Origin of the sequence: Vibrio chemaguriensis (assembly GCF_012275705.1) — a bacterium.
Lineage (GTDB): Bacteria > Pseudomonadota > Gammaproteobacteria > Enterobacterales > Vibrionaceae > Vibrio > Vibrio diabolicus.
The window spans coordinates 123,539-147,152 of the sequence record NZ_SHOE01000001.1 but is presented as its reverse complement, the minus strand read 5'-3'; the positions used below and the strand labels follow the sequence as shown (position 1 = coordinate 147,152).

The following is a 23,614-nucleotide window of genomic DNA, read 5'->3' as shown; positions in this document are numbered from 1 at the left end:
CATAAGTATATACCTAAGTAAAGCAGACGTGTATCACTCAAACATCACTCTCATTATTGATGCATTTTACGTTCAACTGATTTCAAAGCGCTTGACGCTATGAACATGCCTAGAGAGCGAGCACCACTGAACACGTAAAATTTGACAGCTTTTTGTATCTCGACACGTCATCATTTGCGACAATAACACTTAATTTCTAAATCAACTTACATTTAGCTATGAAAACCGAACTGAATCTTCACGAGCGAAGCCTAACACTTTATCGTTTCCCAAAACGCAGCAATGAAACTCTACAAGCGTGGGATGCCGGTGATGAGTATCTTATTAATCATGTTGAAGAACTTGCTTTGCCAAACAATCAAAACATCCTCGTGATTAATGACAGCTTTGGTGCCCTCTCCTGCTGGTTTTCAGAAAAGCACCATGTGACGCTAATGAGTGATTCTTTCATTTCTCATAAAGGTGTGCAGCAGAACCTTGAGCAAAACCAGTGCAATAAGGTAGCGTTTGCAACCACGATGGATCCCGTACCTTCCAATACTGATCTCGTATTGCTGCAACTGCCAAAAAGTAACCGTCACCTCGTTTGGATACTCAGTCAGTTAAGAAAAGCACTGCCTGCATCCTGCCCCGTCATTGCAGTTAATAAAGCGAAAGACATTCATACTTCAACGCTAAAACTGTTTGAAAAATATTTGGGTGAGACAAAAACCTCTCTGGCCTGGAAAAAGCACCGATTGGTATTTGCTCAAGCAACGGTTGACCCAACAATTGAAGTAAGCCCTTTCACGACTTGGCGCGTTGATGGCGAAGATATCGAACTCAAGAACATGCCAAATGTCTATTCAGGAGAAAGCTTAGATTTAGGTGCGCGTTTTATGCTGCAGCACCTACCTCAAGATCCATTGGTAGATAATGTTATCGATCTCGGTTGCGGTAATGGTGTTCTGTCTGTGAAATTTGGTCAGCTGAATCCGAATGCTCGATTAACATGTGTTGATGAAAGCTTTATGGCGCTTGAGTCCGCGAAGCAGAACCTGCTAGATACCCTTGGTAAAGATAGAGACATACAGTGTGTTGCAAACAATTGTTTGGACGGTTTTAAACACAACAGCAGCTCTATGATTATGTGTAACCCACCCTTTCACCAACAGCAGGCAATCACCGATCATATTGCTTGGCAAATGTTCTGTGATGCAAAGCAAGTATTAAGTGAAGGTGGTAAGTTACTGGTGATTGGAAATCGTCATCTTGGTTACGACGCAAAACTAAAACGGCTGTTTGGCGATAAGAATGTGAAACTTATCGCTTCCAACAATAAGTTTGTGATTTTACAGGCCACAAAAAATCCTGCTAAATTAAGCGCAAAATAAGCTTTAGCAAAATAGTTAAAAGGAATAATAAAATGAGAAAATTGGTACTTGCGGCTTCGGTTGCGTTGCTTGCTGCGTGTTCAGCTCCTCAACAGCCTCAGCTGAATTTGATGCCAGAAAGCACACTGAGCACCAATCCAATTGTTCAAGGCAAGGCTTACAGCTTGACCAGCAAAGATGTACGTGCAGCGCAGTACGTGGCGTTGGTGGATAACGGCCGTTCGAACATTCTTCCTCTTCATGCTAAACAGAATTTACGTATTGCGTTAGAAGAAGCATTAGAGAAGCAGTTTTCATCTCAAGGCTTCCATGCCGATCTAAACAGCAACAATGCAATTGAATTAAACGTTCAAGAAGCATTAGTTAACGTAAAACATTCGGTGATGGAAAATGAGATGGATGCGAAAGTCGTGCTTGAAATCACCGCAGAAACACCAGAAGGTAAACTGGTCAAAACTTACACAGGCACTGCGAAGCGTTCTGGCACATTGAGTGCGTCTGATGCCGACATTGAGCAAACACTGAATGATGTAGTGACATTAACACTTAAAGAAATTGCCAATGACCCAGAGCTTCGTCAGTACATGCAGGAGCGTTTCTAATGTTACGCAAGGCAATTCTTTCTCTCGCGCTACTCAGCTGCAGCGTTTGGGCTGGACCAAAAGTGGCGTTTGAAACAACGTTAGGTTCATTTACTGTCGAACTGAATGAAGATAAAGCGCCGATTGCGGTAGCGAACTTCCTGAAATATGTAGAGGACGGTAGCTATGAAGGCACTATTTTTCACCGCGTTATTCCAGGCTTTATGGCGCAAGGTGGTGGCTTTAACCAAGATATGCAAATGGTGAAGACTTACGCTCCAATCAAAAACGAGGGTAATAACGGTTTAAATAACGACCGTGCGACGATTGCAATGGCACGCACCAACGCGCCTGACTCTGCTACTCGTCAGTTTTTTATCAATTTAGTCGACAATGATTTTCTAAACTACGGCGCTCGTCCACCGGGTTATGCGGTATTTGGCGAGGTCACGGAAGGATTCGACATTATCCAAAAAATGGCAAAACAGCCAACTACGACGACTCGCGGTATGCGTGATGTTCCCGAGACTCAAATCGTCATCACTAAAGCAACACTACTTAAATAGCCAAAACGATAAGCCCTTTGAATAATCGAAGGGCTTTCTCTTTCAACGGCTTCATTTTATTGGATTGATTTATGTCTTCATTACCTTCCATCACTTGGTTGGAAACGGTAAAAAGTTACCTCGATAAACGACTCATGTGGGTTTTCATGTTGGGCTGCTCTAGCGGCTTTCCGTGGGTACTTATCGGTTCAAATATGTCTGGCTGGCTAAAAGACGCTGGTTTGACCCTATCCGCAATAGGCTACTTTGGTAGTGTCTTTGCGGTTTATGCAATTAACTTTCTCTGGGCGCCACTCGTAGACCGGGTGAAGCTACCAGTGCTCTATCGACTACTTGGACAAAGGCGTAGCTGGATTTTCTTCTGTCAAAGCATCGTACTCGTCGCGACGGTATTTATTGCGGGCGTGAATCCAGCAGAGAACTTGGTGTTTGCGTCTCTACTCGCCTTGTGTATTGCAACCGCATCAGCCACACAAGACATCGCGATAGATGCTTTTCGTATTGATACTTTCCCAAAATCAGAAGAATCTAAGCTGCCACAAGCTTCTGCAATGGCAGTTATTGGCTGGTGGACAGGTTATTCATTACCAGGTTATTTAGCGTTTGTTAATGCTGATAGTGTCGGTTGGAATGGCGTGTATTACGGGATGGCGGTGATAGTCGGTATTCTAATGGTCTTTACGATTTTAGTCGGAGAGCCTAAGACTCAACGCGAACAACTTCAGTCTGCCGCAGAACAACGCCACAAAGAAGTGGTTGGTTCAAAAGTCGTGGCTTGGTTTACTGTGACTGTTGTAGAACCTTTCCTTGACTTCTTTAATCGCAATGGCGTCCGTGTCGCGATTACTCTTTTGCTGTTCGTTTTCCTATTCAAAATTGGCGAAGCGTTTTTAGGCAGGATGTCGATCGCGTTCTATAAAGATATTGGTTTTAGTAACGAACAAATTGGTTATTACTCCAAACTGATCGGATGGGGAGCCACTATCTTCTTTACCTTTGTCGGAAGCATGTTCAACGTCAGGTTTGGTATTGTACGTGGATTAATGATCGGTGGTATTGCTATGTCTGCCAGCAACTTGATGTTTGCTTGGATTGCATCGGTAGGCCCAAATGAGCACCTGTATTTAGCAACCATTATTGTCGATAACTTTACGACTGCTTTCTCAACTGTCGCTTTTGTTTCATTTTTGACGATTCTAACCGGACAAGCATTCTCGGCAACTCAGTATGCGTTGCTTGCCTCTTTGGGCAACTTCGGACGAACGACTCTTGCTTCTTTCAGTGGAGAACTGGTGGACTACCTCAATGACTGGAGCACGTTCTTTGTGCTTACCGCTGTTATGGTCGTGCCAAGCTTGATTATGTTGTACTCGCTACGACATTACTTTGATGCTCTATTGGAAAAAGCACGTCACAAGCACTAAGAAGCGCATCAAAAAACCACCGAATTCGGTGGTTTTTGTTTTGCCGAGATATGAGATAAGAGGTCTATGGGTATAGCCCTTTGCCAAACATATTAAATATACGTGCCACACCTTGAGTAAAGATCATCGGCTCGGTCAATACGGTTAAACACAAGCAATCTTCTCCGGCCTTAGTGTAAGGGCTGTGCTTCACTGACGCGTCTCTAATCATCAAATCGCCCTCTTCATATTGGCCATCCTCATCACTAAACCCACCATGTAGGATCAATGTAGATTCTAAGCCTTTGTGCGTATGTTGAGGGATTTGCACATCTTCCCCGATGTACATTAAGCTAACACGAGCATCTTCCCCTAGATCAATCTGAGCACTGAAAACCTTGCCTCCGTAACTTCTCCATGACCCTACAAGGTCAGAGAAACGCGCTAAGGTTTTGGGAAGTTCAAAGCTCTTTCCTGCAACATTCACTGCGGCAGGATCTCGGATAACGATGTTATCTGTCGCTGGCTCCGCATTGATAATATCATTGAACATATCGTCGAATTCAGGGACATATTCAGAGGGGATGTCGCTCACGATATTCGCTTGGCTGGCTTCGACTTGGTTCACATAAGCTCGGCACTTGGTGCATGTTTCTAAATGGGTTGCGACCACAAGACCAGAAACTGCATCAATGCTTCCCGAAGCGTATGCTTCTAACAAGCTGTTATCTGGGTGTTTGTTCATAGTTGCTCCGTATGCATTGAATGCCTTAGCTTTTCTACTGCAAGCCTCAGCCTGGATTTTACGGTACCGAGGGGTATATCAAATAATTCAGCGACCTGCTGATGAGGTAGCTCTTCAAGATACACCGCTTGTAAAACGTCTCTCTGATTTTTCGGTAAAATATCTAAAAATTTAACCACCTGTTCTTTCAACATGTCTTGCTCTGGTGAATAGTGATCAACAAGATCTGGTGGATAATATTCTGACGGCCAAATGTCATCAGAATGAATGTGCAACTCCTTACCTTTCTGCTTTCTTAACAGATCAAAGCATAGGTTTCGGATTATGGTGTATATCCAAGTCGATAACGCGCTCTTTTCCCCATCATAGAGGTGCGCTTTCTGCCAAACTGTCGCCATGGTCTCTTGCACCATCTCCATAGCAACTTGCTCATTACCAACATGTTTGTAAGCGAATTGCTTCAGCTTGGGTGCGTAAAAACGGAATACAAAAGCGAACGCGTCTTTATCTCGAGCCTTCACTTTGTCCATGTAATCGTTCCAATCACTGCGCCCCAGTTTTTTTGGGCTATCACTCATCATAATCGGCCTTAATTTTAGGGAGGAGTCATCTCCTCCCATTCGTCCTAATCGGTCACGTCATCAACCAACAAGTTGAAGCCACCGTTGTTCCCATCATCAATGGCAACCACCTGATACACAACACCATTCATCACATTGACTGGTGCTGAATCAACAGCAACCGTACTTGGATCGCCTGCCACTGTCACGGTTACATAATAGGTACCTTCAGCGACATATAATCCCTGAACGCTATCTTTGTACGCAAAATTAGCAATAGTTGGATCACTTCCATCTATTCCAGCGCTTGTAGTGAGATAAATATCTACCATTTCCGCTACGGGATTCGCCGCCGCATGTGTCACATTCAGCGTCGCGCTAGTTGCCACTGCACGTCTCATGTCTTCAACAACTAGAGGTTCGATATCAATCGTTGGGCTAACAACACCGACTGCGTAAACACTGTAATCCATTCCGCCCGCAACCATTAATCCGTCAACATCGATAATAGGGTTGGTTGTTGTGCCATCCACGTAAACGTCAATATCGTAAGCGCCAGCATCGAGATCCAAATAACCACGAATCTCTTTGAACGCTAAGTCGGCAAGAGGACCGAAGGCCGCCCCGTTAACGTTGACATCGACGATTGGCGCTCCATCGACAAGATGTCCAACTCTTACTTCAGCTTGGCTGCCCATATCCTCGATTATAGAAGATCCTGAACCATCCAATACCAACAGCTTAACCGGTGACGTGCTATTTGAATCTCCGGTACTGATAGCGGCAATCGTCAAGTTTGAATTAGCAGCAAGAGATATTGTTCCCGAGTCAAAAGCAACGCTATCCCCAACAGCAAGTCGAACTTGGTACTCACCAGCGGGGATGTTCAATACGTCTGTAGATGCTTTATATGCAAGATTCATAAGCGGTGTCGCGCTAGCAAGATCAGCCCCTGGCTCAGTGACGTAGAGATCAACGGCAGGAACGCCAGACGCTGCATGAACGACTTGAACATCTAAACTATTGGCATCAGCCATTGAATCGGCGCTGCGAGTCACAACTAAAGGTTCTACTGGGTTTGGTGAACCATTGGCATCACCAACAACGAACACGTTGTAATTGAGGTCTGAATCAAGGTCTAGTTCTGTTTTAGGTATTACGGTCGCGGTTTCATCGCCTGGAAGTTGAACATCAACTTGAATGGAGTTCATGCCCTCACGTAACTTCATGTAACCAGAACCCATACCATAATCAACACCTGTCAATGATGATTTATCGTTTATCCACACATTTGCAAGCGGCGCATCAGAAGACGCATGTACTGCTTGCAAATTGGAATACTCGATGGTGTCGCTGTCGGAGCCACACGCCGCCAGTCCTAATGCCGCCACCATAGTTAGCGCAGCTCTGCTAAATCCTTTCATATCCTTGCCTCTTTGTTAGTCGGGGCTTCTATGGCTTCTGTCAGAAATTGCAACGCAGGAATGCAGTTCTCTGCGCCAACGAGCTGTTCGAACAGATTGCAGTCTAAAGGAAGTAATTCAAGCCAGCGCTGGGTCACCCAAGCTGAGTCATCGTAAAAACGATGCTGGTAGAGATTTCCAAGTTGAGGAAACTCTTCATAAACATGGGATAACTGCTTGCTTAAATAGAAGAAATCTGGTGAGTTGTCTGGATGTTGCCAATTTTCTAACCATTCGACCTCTGCATGGCGTAAGCCGTCCGCATCTGCACGAACTCGTTTGACAACAAAGCGTTTCTCACCAGCGACTGTAATACCAAGAAGACCATCACTGAGTGTTTCAAAATCAACGATCCTGACCAAAGTTCCGATAGATGAAACATTTCCCACGTCTTTAGGGTCACCTTCATTACCTACTAGGCAAACTCCAAAACCCACATTTTGTAGGCTGCATTCCTTTACCATTCGCTTATATCGTGGCTCAAAAATGCGCAGATTCATTTTACCTTCAGGGAGTACAACTGAAGTGAGTGGGAATAACATGACTTCTTTCATTCAAACGTCCTCTTTGATTCACCGATACATACGAATCCCTTATCACTCCGATCACTAACGATTTATGTTGGTTAATCGACTGGCTTAAAAAGTCATAAAATCGCTTACGCAAACGATCCAAATCACATATTTATTGCAATCAAATGCAACAAACAAAAAGTTCCGTAAATAAAGATAATTTCGTGACGCAACTCACCAAAAACGTTCAATTTTGCACCCTTTATCACTTTCATTTGGGATTTTTATCGCTATTATTCCCGCCAATTGGAAAGCGCAGCACAGATTGCGTGTTCTGAATCATTACAAACATAGAGAGTCCCCTTATGCGTAAATCACTTTTAGCTCTTAGCCTTCTAGCGGCTACTTCAGCTCCAGTTATGGCGGCAGATTACTCTGACGGCGATATCCACAAAAACGATTACAAGTGGATGCAATTTAACCTAATGGGTGCATTTGACGAACTTCCAGGTGAGTCTTCGCACGACTACCTAGAAATGGAATTCGGCGGCCGCTCTGGTATCTTCGATCTATACGGCTACGTTGATATCTTCAACCTAACTTCAGATAAAGGCAGCGATAAAGCAGGAGATCCTAAGATCTTCATGAAATTTGCACCACGTATGTCTCTAGATGCAGTAACTGGTAAAGATCTATCTTTCGGTCCAGTACAAGAGCTATATGTAGCAACGCTTATTGAGTGGGATGGCACAGATTACAAAACTAATGCATTCTCAGTAAACAACCAAAAAATTGGTATTGGTTCTGACGTAATGGTTCCTTGGTTTGGTAAAGTTGGTGTTAACCTATACGGTACTTACAACGGCAACAAAAAGGATTGGAACGGTTTCCAAATCTCGACTAACTGGTTCAAACCATTCTACTTCTTCGAGAACGGTTCATTCATTTCTTACCAAGGCTACATCGATTACCAATTCGGTATGGATGATGATGCAGGTAACAAATTTGGTTCAACCGCGTCAAACGGTGGTGCAATGTTCAACGGTATCTACTGGCACTCAGACCGCTTCGCAGTGGGTTACGGTCTAAAAGGCTACAAAGACGTGTACGGTATCAAAGATACTGATGGGTTTAAGTCAACTGGCTTTGGCCACTACCTAGCTGTAACTTACAAGTTCTAATTGAACCACTAAGTTTGCTCAAAAATGGCGCCTTTCGGCGCCATTTTTATTTGCTTTCCTTTTTTCCCTCATTATCCTTGCAGCAAACCTTTTTAATGAGAGCGTTTGGTGAATATCCTTATCCTCGGTCCAGGTGCGGTGGGCTCACTCTGGGCAACAAAATTTCAGCTTGCCGGACACAATGTTTCATTGTGGGGAAGAAGTTCAGAGAGACAACAATCACTTCAGTTGGATGACACACCCGCAATCGTATTCAGTAATCAAGATATTTCCTCCGTAAATAAAGCAGATCTCGTTTTGATCACGGTAAAAGCTTGGCAAATGGAAGACGCCATTCAGCCTTTACTGCCTCATATCAACGCAGACACGATTATCATGCTGATGCACAATGGTATGGGTACCGCCTCTGGCGTGGAGAAGGCTCTGCCAAACAATCCGATCGTGCTCGCCACAACGACGCACGGCGCATACAAACCAGATAACCAACACGTACTGCATACCGGTCACGGAACAACGCAAGTGGGTGGTTATAATGACAAAGGAATGCAGTGCGCTTTTCTGCAAGATGTTATGCATCATGCCCTTCCAGAGGCCATTTGGAATCCACACATCCAATCTGCGTTATGGACTAAGTTAGCGATCAACTGCGCGATTAACCCACTGACTGCGATTCACCAGTGTAAGAATGGTGAGCTTGCGCAGCCCGAGTTTAAGATACAACTCGAAAGCATCACTCAAGAACTGGTTGAAGTAATGAGTAAAGAAGGTATTGCTATCGAGTTTCGCTCTCTTTTCGATACGGTAATGCAAGTGGTGAACGCCACAGCTGAGAACTATTCTTCAATGAGACAAGACGTATTCCATCAGCGTCGAACGGAAATTGATTTTATAACCGGATACTTGTTAAAGGCTGCTGAGAAACATCGCATCAATACGCCTGAGAATTTAAAACTTTACCAACGCATCAAACAAATAGAACAAAGCTGGACAGAACAATGAGTAAGAAAATCTTAGTGCCAATCGCTCCGGGCACCGAAGAAATGGAAGCCGTCACCGTTATCGACATGATGGTTCGCGCGGGTTATGACGTTACGGTAGCGAGTGCTGCTTTTGATGGCTCATTGACGATGAAAGCTTCTCGCGGAGTCACACTAACAGCCGATTGTAAGCTGGTCGATATCGCTGATGATGAGTTTGACGCCATAGCGCTTTCTGGTGGTGTTGGTGGTGCAGAAATTTTTCGTGATAGCACGGTGATGATAGAAATCCTTAAGCAGCACATCTACGAGGGAAAGTTGGTCGCTGCTATCTGCGCAGCACCGGCATTGGTATTGCAACACCATGATCTTTTCCCACAATCACTGATGACCTGTCACCCGAGCTTTCAGTCACATATCCCGGAAGAGAAGTGGCGCAGCAAACGCGTGACCTTTGATATCAACCACAACCTTATCACCAGTCAAGGTCCGGGCACTGCTTTAGAGTTCGCAATGGAAGTAATCATTCAACTCTCAGGTAAAAAACACGCATGGTCAGTTGCTGAACCAATGATCCCTCTGCCTACTCTGCATTACCATAAGCTTGGTGAAGAATAATGTTTGACGTAAATGCTGTACGTGAGCAATTTCCCGCTCTAAATCAATCCGTCAACGATACGCCCTTAGTGTATCTAGATAGCGCAGCGACAACGCAAAAACCGCAATGTGTGATTGATGTCATCAGTCATTACTACAGTGCGCAAAATGCCAATGTTCACCGTGGCAGTCATAGTTTAACGGCTAATGCCACCAGCCAATTTGAAGCGGCACGAGAACGAGTGGCAAACTTTATTGGCGCAAACAGCTCTAAAGAGATCATTTGGACACGGGGCGCAACCGAAGCACTGAACTTAATTGCACAAACTTACGCTCGCAGCACCTTACAACCGGGCGATGAGATCTTGATTAGCGAGATGGAACACCACGCCAACATCGTGCCGTGGCAAATTGTGGCCGAACAAACTGGCGCGAAAATAGTGAAAGTGCCAATGACGGCTGAATGCCAGTTTGACTTGCAGGCGTTTGAGCAGCTGATTTCTGAGCGATGCAAAATCGTCGCGTGCGCACAAATAACCAACGTAACAGGCACACGCCAACCTATCGAAAAGATCACCGAGCTAGCGCACAGCGTTGGCGCGGTTGTTGTGATTGATGGCGCTCAAGGCATCGTCCATGAGCAGCTTGATTTATCGGTATCAGATATCGATTTTTACGTTTTCTCAGGTCACAAACTTTATGCGCCAGCAGGTATTGGCGTTTTATACGGCAAGCTTGAACTTTTGGAAGCCATGCCACCATGGCACGGCGGTGGTAAAATGGTTGAACGCGTTTCTTTCGAGAAAACGACGTTTTCTGCACTTCCTGGTAAATTTGAAGCGGGCACACCAAACGTTGCGGGCGCGATTGCTCTAGCGAAAGCCATTGAGTGGTACCAAGGTTTTGACCATCACGAAGTCGAGGATCATCTCCATGCGCTTCAGGACAAGGCCTACCAAGCACTAAGCGCGTTGGATGACATCCATATTCTAGGCTATCAACCGAATGCCTCTGTACTGACATTCGTCATGGACGGCGTTCATCACCAAGACATGGCGACGCTGCTCGATCAACAAGGCATTGCGGTACGAGCAGGACACCACTGCGCTCACCCATTGATGGATGCGCTAAACGTTAAAGGCACGGTACGCGTTTCTTTTGGTATTTATAACACGACTGAAGATGTGGATAGACTCATCGCCGCCGTAGAAAAAGCCGTCGACATGCTATAACCCCAACGGTTTGATTTGGAGTAACCAACAAGGTTACTCCATCTGCCTATCCAGAGTCGCCACGCAATTTCTGCCATTTCTTTTCGCAGCATAAAGCGCTTTATCTGCATGCGCATACAAACGTTTGGTGGTTTCATTTCTGCCTATTTCCACCACGCCTACACTCACCGTGACCGGAATTTCAATCTTTTCAAATTCGAACTGACAATTTTGAATGTGGGAACGAACTTCCTCTCCTACCTCTTTCGCCGCCGATAGAGAGGTTTCTGGCAAAATAATCGCAAACTCCTCCCCTCCGACTCTTGCAAAAATTTCGTCTTTGACGAGTAAGTGAGAAACCAAATCAGCTAACGTCTCTAAGACATAATCCCCCGCATCATGACCACGTTTATCATTGATGACTTTAAAAAAATCCAAATCAAATAATAACAACGCGGAGTGATAATCCGGAGCTTGGGATTTAATAACTTCTTCTGTGAGCTTTTCGAAAAAGACACGTCGATTGTAGATGTTGGTAAGAGCATCAATTTGGCTTTGATGGCGAAGAAGGGTTTCAACTCGGTGGCGATTGGAGATGTTGCGTGTAAGAATAAGGACAACGCGACGACCTCTGTATTTTATAGCGAGTGGGCAGATCTTGCCTTCGTAGTATAGGTCGCCTCTTGGCCCACTGTTAGCATCTATTCCCTGAATGCTGTCGGCGCACATCTTGTACTCGATCGTCACAATACTGTCTTGTTTCAGTGACCGATTTATCTGTTCGATAAACCAGTCAGCTTTATCTTTCTCAAGTACGCTGTGCAGCGTCTCACCTATCAAATTACTTCCATCGTGATAGGCTTTTTTATCTGTTCCTCCAAAAACATCAATATAGATACCATCTTCACTCAGAATAAAAGTGGGGTCTGGCATTCCGGATAACACGTCTTGCGCATGTTCCAAGGTGAATTGCATATAGGGAGGTTCCTAGCATTTGTATCTAAGTAACCCAATCGCTTCCAAGTGTGTTTCCACATTGGGGAATAGGAGCGAATGGGGCATATGTCTATTATCTAATATAGACAAATTTTAAATACAATTGAGTTTATAAAAACCAAGTGGGCAATATAATGAACCAGGATCAATAGAATGGTTAATTAGCGCTAAAATAGTCGACCATTTGCATATTTTTTACCCATATGCAAAAGATGTCTCAACTCAGATACAAAAAACGCCAAACAGCTAGGCTATTCGGCGTTTTTTAAGAATTGGGAAAATGACTCGTTACACGGTGGTTTGCTTAATCTGCTCTACAATAGCTTTCAAACCATTACCACGTGACGGGCTTAAATGGGAGACAAGCCCCAGTTGATCAAAATAAGCATCGATGTCAAATGCTTGAATTTGATCGGCCGTTTTTCCGTCATAAGCCGCCATCACCAAGGCAATCAATCCACGGACGATACGCGCATCGGAGTCCGCACAAAAATGCCAAACGCCATCTTGCTCTTGGCTCACTAACCACACCAAGCTTTCACAACCCGAAACGGTAACTTGTTCTGATTTCAGCTCTTCTGGCATTTGTGGCAGCTTTTTACCCCACTGAATAACCTGACGGTAACGATCTTCCCAGCCTTTAAATTGCTGCATAGTCGCTACAATGTCTTCGCTGGTGATATCTGTACCAAATGGAGAAACGGGAAAATCTGTCATGATGCGCTCTTCTTCTAGTTTACTTCTTATATTTTGAAATCAACTTCTCAACGATTCGCGATACCGCGACAAAGCCAAACGTTGCAGTTACGACAGTCGCCGCACCAAAACCGCTAGCGCAATCCATACGTTTTGGGCCTTCCGCTGTCGACTTCACACCACACACTGAACCGTCTGCTTGAGGGTACTTCAGCTGCTCGGTTGAAAACACGCAATCAATACCAAACTTACGAGCCGGATTCTTAGGGAAGTTATGATGACGACGCAAGGTGTCTTTGATTTTCTTCGCTAGAGGATCTTGGATCGTTTTCGTTAAATCAGCGACCATGATCTGCGTTGGGTCAACCTGACCACCAGCGCCCCCCGTAGTGATCACTTTGATCTTGTTGCTGCGGCAATACGCCAACAAAGACGCCTTCGCTTTTACGCTGTCAATCGCATCTAGCACGTAATCAAACTCTTTGCTTAAGTACTCATGTTGATTGTCTGGCGTGATGAAATCATCAATCAGGTTGACTTTACACTCTGGGTTGATCAATTTGACACGCTCGGCCATCACTTCAATTTTGCTTTGGCCAACGGTGCCCGTCATCGCATGAATTTGGCGGTTAATGTTCGTGACACAAACATCGTCCATATCAATCAGAGTTAGCTCACCGATCCCTGTACGAGCCAGCGCTTCCACCGCCCATGATCCCACGCCACCAATACCAATCACACAAACGTGTGCAGCGCGAAGAATGTCCACTTCGCTGTTGCCATAAAGACGACGAGTGCCGCCAAAGCGTTGATTGTAGCTGTCAGATGCTGGGGTATCGAGTTCACGCATATTGAAGTCCAGATGATCGATAGAAAAACAAAGAGTGCGATTTATACGCACTCTTTGATGAAATGTCTAGATAAGAGGCGGTTCCTCTTTCTTGGGTCGCTATTGTAGCTTTTCTGGCGGTAAAGCCCAAGGCGCTTGAGTTGGTGAGTTTTCCAGCCCAAGTTTCCACACTCGACCAAAATGCTTGTAGTGCCCTGCTTCCGTTCCTGCTCTCGCACCAATGCCATGATACAGATCCAAATGGTTCTGTTTTACCGCACCACCAGTGTCTAAAACGATCAGCATTCGCAGTTGATGCGCACCACTCCACGTACCATCGGCATTCAGCAGTGGCACTTCCGCCAAGATTGGAGTCCCCATTGGTAAGATAGAACGGTCACCCGCGACGGCGGCCATTGGCAACAACGGAATACCAGCCGAGCCTGTTACTGGCGCTTCTGCTTTTGGCGCAAAGAAAACGTAAGAAGGGTTTTGCTCCAACAACTCGCGCACTGTCGCATCGTCGTTGTCCATCACCCACTCTTTGATTGCTTTGAGGGACATTTTTTCACGCGGCACTTCACCACGTTCAATCAAAATGCGGCCAATGCTGACGTAAGCTTTGTTGTTTTTACCCGCGTACGCAAAGTACTCCAACGTATCATCATCTTCAAAATGCACATAGCCACTGCCCTGTACTTCCATCATAAATGGGTCGATACGATTAGGCGCGTAACCTAGCACCAAACCTTGTCCATCTAGTGCTCCATTGTAGATCTCCGCGCGAGTCGGACAATCTGATGAGCAGTTTGGCTTGCCATAAACTGGGTACTTAAAAATGTCGTTTGGTGTATGACGCAGTTCCATCACGGGAGAAAAGTATCCGGTAAACAGCACATTACCTTTTTTATCACCACCACCCAGTTGCGCGGCTTGAATGCCAAACGCACTCAACGCACTGGTATCTCCGCTTTGTTGCGCCCACTCACTTAATCGTTGATATAGCGGTTGGTACATCTTCGCCATGGATGGTGACTTTATCACCACTTGCTCAGCTTGCTTGTTAAATTCAGTAAAATCGCGTGGTTTGTTAGACTCAACCACATCCACTTGATTGAGGATCTGAGGAAACTCACCATCAAGATATTGCTGAGCACGATCATTTTGTTGAGCACAGCCAAAGAGTAGGCTCAAAGAGATAATAGGAAGGAGTTTTTTTAACACGTGTCTTTTCCGTAAAAGAGAATAGCAAAAGGATGGCAAACAAATGCATACGGTGCAATTGAAAAGCAACGACAAAATGTTTCAACGCTAAGCCAATCCGTTTACTCGTTGTGAATTCATTCAGTTAATGCAACATGATAACAGCGTAAGAATTACGGAATTGTCCGGATTATGTTTGAAAGTAAGATTTACCTATTGAGAGATGAAATTGTGATCATCCATGTGACTCACAGACGCAAGAGATCTCTGCTTAAAAGACAATGATAAAAACGACTATCTTACCGCAACCCTTGCACGCCCCTCTAAACGGAATACAGGTAGATAATGTGCATTGGCATCCAGCTTCATTTCTGCATGCTGCTTACCCACAAAATTGAAGTGCCGCTCATTTGAACCCACTCGATACGAAAACGAATCCCCATCGAATTCAAAACTGGTAGCCACTGTAGAACCATTTACGGTAACACCGCGCTCACTCAACACAAATTCTTCACGAGCATAAGGCGCAACATCTTGCTCAACCCAGCGGCCATAAATAGTCGATTTAGGAATAGGCGGATTAATGGTTCGAGTAATCAAATCACTATACAGCATGCACACGACAACGGTTCCAACTATCGCTATAAGCATAAGAGAACGCTCTAGCCACTTACGAAGCATTGATTTAGATGACGTTTTTGACAGATTTGAAGCAGTGATCGCAGCATTCTTATTAACAGCAGAAGACATGAGGTTCACGTATTGAGAAAAGACGCGCTCATTGTAACTCTCCCCTTCAACGGGACCAAGAACCTACCTCAATATGTTTGTGCTTTATTCCAAAATTTCACCTTGCCACCAATTGAATAAAAAGGCATTATTTTGACATAATTAAACAAAGGAATGGCTGTAGTGAAAATTCGTAGTACTGCTCTCGTAAAAGGATTCCGTCAATCAACACCTTATGTCAATGCTCACCGCGGAAAAACCATGGTGATCATGCTGGGCGGAGAAGCCGTCGCACACAAAAATTTTGGCAATATTATTAATGATATCGCACTCATGCACAGCCTCGGAATTAAAGTCGTGGTGGTGTATGGTGCACGTCCTCAAATTAATCAGCTGCTAGAAAAACAAGACCTCACTACGCCTTACCACAAAAATATCCGCATTACGGATGAATCGGCTTTATCTGTTGTTATGCAAGCTGCCGGACAACTTCAACTTGCGATTACTGCGCGCCTATCAATGAGCCTCAACAACACTCCGATGGCAGGCACCCAGCTCAATGTCGTTAGCGGAAACTACATCATTGCTCAGCCACTCGGCGTTGATGATGGTGTGGACTATTGCCATAGTGGACGCATTCGCCGCATTGACACCGACGCGATTAATCGCACGCTCGACCAAGGCTCTATTGTGCTACTTGGCCCCATTGCGAGCTCTGTGACTGGCGAGTGTTTTAACTTACTTTCTGAAGAAGTTGCGACACAACTGGCGATCAAATTAGGCGCAGACAAACTGATTGGTTTCTGTTCAGAACAAGGTGTCATTGATGACAACGGTAATGCTGTCGCCGAGTTGCTGCCAATTGAGGCGGAGCATGTCATCAAAACGCTTTCTGAAAATACGTCTCCTGACCTAGATTACAACACTGGGACACTGCGCTTTCTTAAAGGGTCTATTGCCGCTTGCCGTGCCGGAGTACCTCGTAGCCACTTGATCAGTTATAAAGTAGATGGCGCCTTAATTCAGGAGTTGTTCTCTTTCGACGGTATCGGAACCCAAGTTGTTATGGCGAGCGCTGAGCAAGTGAGACAAGCTAATATTGACGATATTGGTGGCATCTTAGACCTCATTCGCCCTTTAGAAGAACAAGGCGTACTCGTTAGGCGCTCTCGAGAGCAGCTAGAACAAGAGATTGGAAAATTTACCATCATCGAAAAAGACGGCTTGATTATTGGCTGTGCTGCCCTTTATCCATACCCAGAAGAGCGCAAAGCAGAGATGGCTTGCGTAGCGATTCACCCTGACTATCGTGATGGGAACCGAGGTTTGTTACTGCTCAACTACATGAAACATCGTTCTAAATCCGAAACCATTGATCAAATCTTTGTCCTCACGACACACAGTCTGCATTGGTTCAGAGAGCAAGGTTTTTACGAAGTCAGTGTCGACTATTTGCCCGGAGCCAAACAAGGGCTATATAACTTCCAGCGTAAGTCAAAAATCTTAGCGCTAGATTTGTAGCTTAACCTTAAATCACGAAGCAAAATTTAACGTTCCGCTATACCAACACCTCAAGGTGCGGGATTCTGCTCATTGACGCTCAATCCTGCACATCAAGTTTGTTTTGGAGTAAGGCCTCACATAAATACTGCTTCGAGCTAGCGAGTCATCATGTAAACACCAACTTAGAAATGCGCAAACCATTGCTTAATTTTCGTTCCAATTTTATCTTTTAAATATACATTTGGTTGGCTATACTCTGCTCGCTAGTGATTGGTTTTTAACCAATACGAATGGATCTAGGTGATGTAATGTAGCCTTCACCCTAAAATACTGGGCAATTGAAAAACTAGTTAGCTCCGTATTGCGTACCAAGGACAGTTGTTAATCTGACTTTAAATAAGCCGAGACGAGCACTGTTATGAGAACAATCATTTGTAATTCGCTTCAAAGCTTCTGGGATATGGCTGACAATCAGTTTTTAGAAGGCCTAGACGTCCACTGTGTTTTCCCCGTAAATGACGCTATCCGAGATTTTATTCTTGCTTATCAACAGCAATACAAAATACGCAGTGTGTCTTTTACCAACGCGTTCGCAAAACATGCATAAAAGAAGACCGAGCCATAAGCTCGGTCTTCTTGTTTTAGTTGGTAAGCCGCTGTACTAATCCACTCGCGCGAGTAGTTTTTACCTTAATGCCTCGCTTCAGAACGTTGAGTTCGGCGTAAAGAGCTAAACGCTTTTTCGCGCGGGTAATGCCTGTGTAAATCAACTCACGGGTTAATATCGGGCTAAAGTCTGGTGGCAAAATCATCAGGGTGTAATCAAATTCACTGCCTTGCGATTTGTGGATGGTCATGGCGTAAGCCGTTTCATGTTCAGGCACTCGGCTTGGCAAGACCGATTTCACACTGCCGTCAGGTAACTCGAAAAAGACTTTCAAACGCGGTTCTTCTTCACTGTCATCGAGCATGCAAATACCGATATCACCGTTATACAAACCTAGACCATGATCATTACGCGTAACCATGACAGGTCTGCCGTGATACCAAATTTCATCCTGAACCTGAATTAACTTGCGCGCCGCGAGCGCTTTCTCGATGCGCTGGTTTAGCCCAGCAACACCAAAGTCACCTTCACGGATCGCGCACAGCAATCGGCATTGGTTGAAAGTATCTAACACCGCTTTGGCTTTGTGCGTAAGCAACTCTGGCTCTCCGGCTTTAGGATCGATTTCTTGTTGCCCAATACGTTTGAGGTAACGACCGTATTCCTGCACCAACGTCTGCATCATTTGGTTGTAATGTTGACTACTTAGCGCGAAATGTTCGATATCGGAAAAGTCACGCGCCCAGACGTTATCTACGCTCGCAGCAGAACCTGAGTTAACCGCTTTTGCCAACTGACCAATGCCTGAGCGAGCATCAAATCGGTAGCTCTTTTGCAGCATACATAAACTATCGGCAATGCTAGATGCACTGTTACCCGTATGCGCTAAAGTATCGAAACCCGTCAGTTTTGCGATGGCTGATGCCTGCTCTTTGCCATAGCCCAATGCATGGAACGAACAGATATCACCCAACACAGCCCCAGCTTCAACTGAAGCAAGTTGGTCTTTATCACCTAGCAAAATCAGCCGCGCATGTTTCGGTAAGGCATCGACCACTTTGTACATCATTGGCAAATCGACCATCGACGCTTCGTCGATAACTAAAATATCCAAATGAAGTGGATTTTGCTTGTTGTGACGGAATTCTGCGCTATTAGGAATCGCGCCCAGCAACCGATGTAAGGTGCTTGATTCAGTCGGAATTTTGGCTTTTAGCTCCGGAGAAACTGGCAGCTCTTGCACCGCTTTACCAATGGACTCGGTTAATCGCGCCGCCGCTTTCCCCGTCGGGGCCACCAGCTTGATGGTTAGGTTTTTCTCGTGCGTCGCCTGTTCAATCAAAGCGGCAAGCAATTTGGTTACTGTCGTCGTTTTACCCGTGCCTGGACCACCAGAAATCACAGCAAATCGACGGGTTAACGCAACTGCCGCCGCGACTTTTTGCCAGTTCACGCAAGCCGAGAGTGGTACGAGTTCATCCAGTATTTGCAAATCTTGAACCTTGCGCGCATTGCTAAGCACGGAATCAATGGCGTGCCAATCCAACGATTCGCTTGCGACCACATCAAGGTGGTCACACACCAATTGCTGACGCAACACTTGGTTGCTGCTTCCCGCTTCTACTGCTTTGCCTAACGCGTTAAACAGAAAATGGTATTGGCGTGCAAACAGATGGTTGAGCAAGTCCGATAATCGCGCTAACTCTTGCGACTGCAAGTTCACTACAGCGCCCAACTGATTGAGCTTTTCCGCCAGTGTCACTTCATAATGCCAATAGCGGTGCAGATACAGACGCTCACCATCGAACATCAGCGGCAAGGCTTCTCCTTGCGCGCCAACCACGCTGGAATTTTGTAATACTTCAATCCAGTCTATGCCTTGCAACTGTGTGTTGAGCGCCAATGCCGACTCACCAAACAGCCCTAGCTTACTGGCTAAATCCGTAGATTGCCCTTGCGCATCGAACAGAGACAGGCAGATATGTCCTTTACCAAGCTCACTACTGACAACACCCGCGATAAACGCCAATGCTTGGCTGTCAGACTGTTCATCATTCGTTTGAGAATCAATAAAGCAGGCGAATTGGTAGTCGAGCTGACGAATCGCGCCTTTGTGCGCCAAACGTTCCAGCACTGCCAATAGGCTATCTTGGTCAGCATGAAGATTGTGATTTGTCGTCATTAAAGTAGCTCCATCTGCCCGGCTTGAGTTGCTCTTGTTTCCAGTGCTTGACCATCAATCAAACGATCCATCTCTTGTAAGAACTCTAAGGTTGGTTTCGCGGCAAAAATGCCGTGGTCACTCTGCCCATCCATGCCGCGTAAGAACAAGTAATACACACCACCGAAGTGCTGCTCGTATTGATAATTCGCCAATCGGCTGCGTAGGAAACGATGCAGTGCTAACGCATAAATCTGATACTGCAAATCGTAGCGATGATCCGCCATCGCCGATTTCAGAGCCTCACCATGGTAGTGCGCCACATCGTCGCCAAGATGATTCGATTTCCAGTCAAGCACATAGTATTTACCTTGATGTTCAAACACCAAGTCGATAAAACCTTTGAGCATGCCTTGCACGGTTTGGAAACCTAAATCCCCCGCTTTCGCCGACAACGGATCGTGACGCTGAATAACTCGGTTTAACGCCGGTGCAGACAACACTTCAATCGGCAACAAAAATTCCATCTCCACCAAACGTTGCGACGGTGCTTTTTGATTCAGCAGCAAAGACTTACCATCCAACGGCGTTGCAAGTACGGTATCAATCAATTGCTGTAAAATGGGCAACCACTCTTCATCGAGCTGTTCGCTTTCCATCAAACCAAGGATGATTTGTGTATTCTCTTCCGTCGTGGCTGGCTGAGTAAACTCAATTTCCTCAAACAGGCTGTGCAGGAACGTACCCGGACGCGCACCACGTGGAAAGGTAAAAATCGAACGCTCTGGCTCCACCAAATCCGCTTCGTCTTGTTCTTCAGATGAGTCGATATCAAAACCCGTAATCTCAATCGTGGCATCATGCTCGGCGTGATGAGAGCCTTGCTTGACCAAGCCAGAATAACTGGTGATGCGCCAGTTTCTGTCGATAGGGTTTTGCAGCTCTTTCGCGCTAAGATCTTGTATTTCTTCTTGTGGCGCTACGTACTTGTCTTCGAGTTGCTGCGGCGGATCGGCCACAACGACACAATCAAGCTCGTCTTGTTGCTTTGTTAAACCTTGGTGCAAATCGTTAATGCCACCTTCTTGACCATTCTGAATCAAATAGCCAATCGCACTGCGGTGTACGCCAGTTGGCTCTTTGGTCGAACGACCATTACGCAAAGGCGAGGCTCCAATAAAACACGCATACACAGCACGCGTTAGTGCCACGTATATCAAGCGTAAGTCTTCCGCCAAACGCTCTTTATCCGCTTGCTTCATGGACGCATCGTTGCCAGTGATATCCAGTACCGTGCGGTCATTGGCTGCATCGTAATATTTGGCTTCACTGGCTTCTCGATAGCTGAACACAAACGGCAGAAATACGAGGTCATACTCCAAGCCTTTTGATTTGTGAATAGTTACGATCTGCACTAAGTTACGTTCCGATTCTAAACGTTGGATTTGGTCGTCACTGCCGCCCAAACCGTTTTCCGCATCACTGATAGACTGAGCGAGCCAACGCAGCAGACCGTGGTCGCTATCCAGTTCATTACTGGCTTGTTGAAGCAGTTCACCGATGTGCATTAAATCGGTAAGTACTCGCTCACCATTCTCACCCTGTGAACTCGCACCTTCTTCTAGTAATCGCTCGGCAATATGGCGTTTGCTGATCACCGCGCGTAACATCGGCAGCACACCACGCTGAACCCAAAGTTTGCGATATTCTTTGAATTCGTTTACGGCATTTTCCCACACCACTTCATCGTTATTAAGCGCATCCAAACTTGCTGCATCAAGGGCAAATAGCTCAGAGGCAAGACTTGCACGCAGCGCACGGTCATTTTCTGGAGTCAGCACCGCTTGCAGCAAACGCTGTAAATCCTGCGCCACCGAACTGGTAAACACACTGTCTCGGTTAGACAGGTACACGCTGGCAATGCCTTGGGCTGCCAACGCTTGTTTGACCATTCGACCTTCACTACCTGTTCGAACCAACACCGCGATATCGCCCGCTTGAACCGCTTTCTGTTTTTCGCCATTCACCAGACACGCTTGCCCCTGTTGAGCCTGCGTCAAAATGGTTTGGATTTTGCTTGCGGTCGCCTCTGCCATTCGAGTCAAATACTCGCCTTTTGGTAGCGGTTTATCGTCCGCTTCTTGCAACCAATAAGTCAGCGCTGGTTGCTTTTGGCCACCCATAGTCCAAATGCGTTTTTCGGCATTGGGACTGTACTTAACGGGTAAGAACGGGATGTCCGAATCGTAGATAAATGGACTGTCTGGCAAAGCAAATACTTGGTTTACCGCCTGCACCATATCTGCGCTAGAACGCCAGTTGGTTCCTAACGTGTAGTGGGCACTTACTTGGTTACGCGCTTTGATATAGGTGAAAATGTCTGCGCCACGAAAGCCATAAATCGCCTGCTTGGGGTCACCGATCATAAACAAACCACATTCCGGGTTGCTCAGATAAATACGGCTGAAAATACTGTATTGAAGCGGGTCGGTATCTTGGAACTCGTCAATCATTGCGACAGGGTACAAAGTACGAATACGCGCCGCTAAAAGCTCGCTTTCGTCCGTATCGATAGAAGCAGAAAGTTGCGTCAGCAAATCATCGAAAGAGAGCCACTGTTTTTGATTTTTCGCGTTGGCCAGCATCACACGACAATGCTCAATCGCATGAGCAAGCAGTGGCGCTTTTAAGCTGATTGGATTGGCAAGAAATGTTTCAATGGCTTCAAATACCGCATGCTGCGGCGCACTGCCTTTCGGTGTTTTTTCCAACAAGACGTTTTGCGCGAATTTCTCCAGCTTGTCTGGATAATCGTAACCTGTGGTTTCCGTTGCCGCCCAAGCATTCACCGCCTCCAACCACGTCGGCAGAGACTTTTTGGTGTAGCTGCGTTTGTTAATATCTGAATCTGAAATCAGCGTGAAGAAGTCATCTTGGCTTTCTCGCCACTGTGCTTTTAATTCATCAATTTTTTTCAAATTTTCAGTATGAAGATCAGCCAAACTGCCTTTCATTGCAGGAACAGAAAGGCTTAACGGCGCACCGGTTAAGTAATTGCTGATGTCAGACAACAACGCAGATGGAGAGCTCCATAGCTGGCGAATTTCTCCAGCCAAGGTAAATGGCAACGGGTAAAAGTTGCGGCGCCAGTAATCGGCTACAACTTGCGATTTTAGGTGACTTTCATCGGTCACAAACTCGTTATTAAATCGGCTGCCAGATTCAAACGCATTTTGCGTTAGCATACGTTGGCAAAAACCGTGAATGGTGTAGACCGCCGCCTCGTCCATCTGACGCTCTGCCTGCAATAAAATTTCTGCGGCTTGCTTGTGATCGTCAAACTCATTAAGCAAAGGTTGGATAACCGGATCGGAACTCTGTCCACGCGCAAACGCGATTCGTGCGTCATGGATCCTTGCCCTGATACGATCGCGCAATTCCGCAGTTGCCGCTTCGGTAAAGGTTACAACCAGAATTTGGTCGACCGTAAGCGGTACGCGATGTCGAGTTTCCGCGCTGCCATGACCAAGCAAAAGACGCAGATATAAACCTGCAATAGTGAAGGTTTTACCTGTACCTGCTGATGCCTCTATTAACCTCGCACCGTGCAGAGGAAACGTCATCGGTTCTAGTGGCGTTGGTTGAGGCTGCTCTGTGCGGTCTAACGTATGTAGAGGGCACTCTGCACCTGACATTTGATCCATAACGCTGAATCTCTCCG

The 23,614-nt window shown here is 45.8% G+C and carries 21 protein-coding genes; 10 read left to right on the top strand and 11 right to left on the bottom strand.

Translation table 11 applies throughout. From position 1 onward, the window contains the following. Positions 1–218 precede the first annotated feature (218 nt). The 4 genes from EX191_RS00620 (at position 219) to EX191_RS00605 (ending at position 3,944) form a co-directional block, all read left to right on the top strand. Complete coding sequence (locus tag EX191_RS00620) at positions 219–1,373, top strand: methyltransferase (protein ID WP_193446968.1); 1,155 nt, start codon at positions 219–221, stop codon at positions 1,371–1,373. Between the two features lie 32 nt (positions 1,374–1,405). Next, positions 1,406–1,975 (top strand): YajG family lipoprotein, encoded by a 570-nt coding sequence (locus EX191_RS00615; RefSeq protein WP_193446967.1) that lies wholly within the window; start codon positions 1,406–1,408, stop codon positions 1,973–1,975. Next, positions 1,975–2,520, top strand: a complete 546-nt coding sequence (locus EX191_RS00610; RefSeq protein ID WP_193446966.1) for a peptidylprolyl isomerase — start codon at positions 1,975–1,977, stop codon at positions 2,518–2,520. The genes EX191_RS00615 and EX191_RS00610 overlap by 1 nt, the downstream gene beginning before the upstream one ends. 71 nt (positions 2,521–2,591) lie before the next feature. After that, on the top strand, positions 2,592–3,944 hold the full coding sequence (locus tag EX191_RS00605) for an AmpG family muropeptide MFS transporter (RefSeq protein ID WP_006742554.1): 1,353 nt from the start codon (positions 2,592–2,594) through the stop codon (positions 3,942–3,944). A 64-nt stretch (positions 3,945–4,008) separates the two neighbouring features. On the opposite strand, the gene EX191_RS00600 is transcribed toward EX191_RS00605, so the two are convergent. The 4 genes from EX191_RS00600 to EX191_RS00585 are packed head-to-tail and all read right to left on the bottom strand — an operon-like array spanning position 4,009 to position 7,245. Then, complete coding sequence (locus EX191_RS00600; RefSeq protein ID WP_048625904.1) at positions 4,009–4,668, bottom strand: ChrR family anti-sigma-E factor; 660 nt, start codon at positions 4,666–4,668, stop codon at positions 4,009–4,011. After that, the gene (locus EX191_RS00595) at positions 4,665–5,249 is read right to left on the bottom strand and encodes an RNA polymerase sigma factor (RefSeq protein ID WP_005380255.1); all 585 of its coding nucleotides are present in this window, start codon (positions 5,247–5,249) and stop codon (positions 4,665–4,667) included. Before EX191_RS00595 ends, EX191_RS00600 begins: the two co-directional genes overlap by 4 nt. A 44-nt stretch (positions 5,250–5,293) precedes the next feature. Then, complete coding sequence (locus tag EX191_RS00590) at positions 5,294–6,652, bottom strand: DUF4397 domain-containing protein (protein ID WP_046874987.1); 1,359 nt, start codon at positions 6,650–6,652, stop codon at positions 5,294–5,296. Then, complete coding sequence (locus tag EX191_RS00585; protein ID WP_053809813.1) at positions 6,649–7,245, bottom strand: LON peptidase substrate-binding domain-containing protein; 597 nt, start codon at positions 7,243–7,245, stop codon at positions 6,649–6,651. The genes EX191_RS00590 and EX191_RS00585 overlap by 4 nt, the downstream gene beginning before the upstream one ends. A 323-nt stretch (positions 7,246–7,568) precedes the next feature. Here EX191_RS00585 and EX191_RS00580 point away from each other — a divergent pair, with 323 nt between their 5' ends. The 4 genes from EX191_RS00580 (at position 7,569) to csdA (ending at position 11,190) form a co-directional block, all read left to right on the top strand. Continuing rightward, the gene (locus tag EX191_RS00580; RefSeq protein ID WP_109169582.1) at positions 7,569–8,384 is read left to right on the top strand and encodes a nucleoside-specific channel-forming Tsx family protein; all 816 of its coding nucleotides are present in this window, start codon (positions 7,569–7,571) and stop codon (positions 8,382–8,384) included. Between the two features lie 108 nt (positions 8,385–8,492). Beyond that, positions 8,493–9,383: a 2-dehydropantoate 2-reductase gene (gene panE, locus EX191_RS00575; protein WP_193446965.1), complete on the top strand. Its 891-nt coding sequence runs from the start codon at positions 8,493–8,495 to the stop codon at positions 9,381–9,383. Continuing rightward, positions 9,380–9,979, top strand: a complete 600-nt coding sequence (locus tag EX191_RS00570) for a DJ-1 family glyoxalase III (protein WP_006742560.1) — start codon at positions 9,380–9,382, stop codon at positions 9,977–9,979. The genes panE and EX191_RS00570 overlap by 4 nt, the downstream gene beginning before the upstream one ends. After that, on the top strand, positions 9,979–11,190 hold the full coding sequence (gene csdA, locus EX191_RS00565; protein WP_193446964.1) for a cysteine desulfurase CsdA: 1,212 nt from the start codon (positions 9,979–9,981) through the stop codon (positions 11,188–11,190). Before EX191_RS00570 ends, csdA begins: the two co-directional genes overlap by 1 nt. Before the next feature lie 33 nt (positions 11,191–11,223). On the opposite strand, the gene EX191_RS00560 is transcribed toward csdA, so the two are convergent. The 5 genes from EX191_RS00560 to EX191_RS00540 form a co-directional block, all read right to left on the bottom strand. Continuing rightward, positions 11,224–12,144: a GGDEF domain-containing protein gene (locus tag EX191_RS00560; RefSeq protein WP_046874992.1), complete on the bottom strand. Its 921-nt coding sequence runs from the start codon at positions 12,142–12,144 to the stop codon at positions 11,224–11,226. Between the two features lie 309 nt (positions 12,145–12,453). Beyond that, positions 12,454–12,882: a cysteine desulfurase sulfur acceptor subunit CsdE gene (gene csdE, locus EX191_RS00555; RefSeq protein ID WP_193446963.1), complete on the bottom strand. Its 429-nt coding sequence runs from the start codon at positions 12,880–12,882 to the stop codon at positions 12,454–12,456. A 19-nt stretch (positions 12,883–12,901) separates the two neighbouring features. Beyond that, a complete protein-coding gene (tcdA, locus tag EX191_RS00550; protein WP_005380241.1) occupies positions 12,902–13,711 on the bottom strand; it encodes a tRNA cyclic N6-threonylcarbamoyladenosine(37) synthase TcdA in 810 nt (269 codons plus the stop codon). Between the two features lie 99 nt (positions 13,712–13,810). Further along, complete coding sequence (gene mltA / locus EX191_RS00545; protein WP_012841480.1) at positions 13,811–14,914, bottom strand: murein transglycosylase A; 1,104 nt, start codon at positions 14,912–14,914, stop codon at positions 13,811–13,813. 273 nt (positions 14,915–15,187) lie between these two features. Further along, a complete protein-coding gene (locus tag EX191_RS00540) occupies positions 15,188–15,643 on the bottom strand; it encodes a DUF2850 domain-containing protein (RefSeq protein WP_193446962.1) in 456 nt (151 codons plus the stop codon). 162 nt (positions 15,644–15,805) lie between these two features. Between EX191_RS00540 and argA the strand changes: the two genes are divergently transcribed. Continuing rightward, positions 15,806–17,143: an amino-acid N-acetyltransferase gene (gene argA / locus EX191_RS00535; RefSeq protein ID WP_012841478.1), complete on the top strand. Its 1,338-nt coding sequence runs from the start codon at positions 15,806–15,808 to the stop codon at positions 17,141–17,143. A gap of 400 nt (positions 17,144–17,543) precedes the next feature. Continuing rightward, positions 17,544–17,732 (top strand): hypothetical protein, encoded by a 189-nt coding sequence (locus EX191_RS00530; protein WP_005380230.1) that lies wholly within the window; start codon positions 17,544–17,546, stop codon positions 17,730–17,732. A gap of 34 nt (positions 17,733–17,766) precedes the next feature. On the opposite strand, the gene recD is transcribed toward EX191_RS00530, so the two are convergent. Both recD and recB read right to left on the bottom strand, forming a co-directional pair. Beyond that, entirely contained in the window at positions 17,767–19,914 is a 2,148-nt protein-coding gene (recD, locus tag EX191_RS00525; RefSeq protein ID WP_193446961.1) for an exodeoxyribonuclease V subunit alpha, read from the bottom strand. Next, entirely contained in the window at positions 19,914–23,588 is a 3,675-nt protein-coding gene (recB, locus tag EX191_RS00520; RefSeq protein ID WP_193447061.1) for an exodeoxyribonuclease V subunit beta, read from the bottom strand. Before recB ends, recD begins: the two co-directional genes overlap by 1 nt. Positions 23,589–23,614 lie beyond the last annotated feature (26 nt).

Excerpts from the sequence above, each read along its gene's own strand:
- EX191_RS00530 (WP_005380230.1), top strand. The coding sequence starts at position 17,544 with ATGAGAACAATCATTTGTAATTCGCTTCAAAGCTTCTGGGATATGGCT.
- EX191_RS00585 (WP_053809813.1), bottom strand. The coding sequence starts at position 7,245 with ATGAAAGAAGTCATGTTATTCCCACTCACTTCAGTTGTACTCCCTGAA.
- EX191_RS00610 (WP_193446966.1), top strand. The coding sequence starts at position 1,975 with ATGTTACGCAAGGCAATTCTTTCTCTCGCGCTACTCAGCTGCAGCGTT.
- EX191_RS00590 (WP_046874987.1), bottom strand. The coding sequence starts at position 6,652 with ATGAAAGGATTTAGCAGAGCTGCGCTAACTATGGTGGCGGCATTAGGA.
- EX191_RS00560 (WP_046874992.1), bottom strand. The coding sequence starts at position 12,144 with ATGCAATTCACCTTGGAACATGCGCAAGACGTGTTATCCGGAATGCCA.
- recB (WP_193447061.1), bottom strand. The coding sequence starts at position 23,588 with ATGTCAGGTGCAGAGTGCCCTCTACATACGTTAGACCGCACAGAGCAG.
- EX191_RS00595 (WP_005380255.1), bottom strand. The coding sequence starts at position 5,249 with ATGATGAGTGATAGCCCAAAAAAACTGGGGCGCAGTGATTGGAACGAT.
- EX191_RS00600 (WP_048625904.1), bottom strand. The coding sequence starts at position 4,668 with ATGAACAAACACCCAGATAACAGCTTGTTAGAAGCATACGCTTCGGGA.
- csdE (WP_193446963.1), bottom strand. The coding sequence starts at position 12,882 with ATGACAGATTTTCCCGTTTCTCCATTTGGTACAGATATCACCAGCGAA.
- EX191_RS00540 (WP_193446962.1), bottom strand. The coding sequence starts at position 15,643 with ATGTCTTCTGCTGTTAATAAGAATGCTGCGATCACTGCTTCAAATCTG.
- EX191_RS00580 (WP_109169582.1), top strand. The coding sequence starts at position 7,569 with ATGCGTAAATCACTTTTAGCTCTTAGCCTTCTAGCGGCTACTTCAGCT.
- csdA (WP_193446964.1), top strand. The coding sequence starts at position 9,979 with ATGTTTGACGTAAATGCTGTACGTGAGCAATTTCCCGCTCTAAATCAA.
- tcdA (WP_005380241.1), bottom strand. The coding sequence starts at position 13,711 with ATGCGTGAACTCGATACCCCAGCATCTGACAGCTACAATCAACGCTTT.
- recD (WP_193446961.1), bottom strand. The coding sequence starts at position 19,914 with ATGACGACAAATCACAATCTTCATGCTGACCAAGATAGCCTATTGGCA.
- EX191_RS00620 (WP_193446968.1), top strand. The coding sequence starts at position 219 with ATGAAAACCGAACTGAATCTTCACGAGCGAAGCCTAACACTTTATCGT.
- EX191_RS00615 (WP_193446967.1), top strand. The coding sequence starts at position 1,406 with ATGAGAAAATTGGTACTTGCGGCTTCGGTTGCGTTGCTTGCTGCGTGT.
- EX191_RS00605 (WP_006742554.1), top strand. The coding sequence starts at position 2,592 with ATGTCTTCATTACCTTCCATCACTTGGTTGGAAACGGTAAAAAGTTAC.
- EX191_RS00570 (WP_006742560.1), top strand. The coding sequence starts at position 9,380 with ATGAGTAAGAAAATCTTAGTGCCAATCGCTCCGGGCACCGAAGAAATG.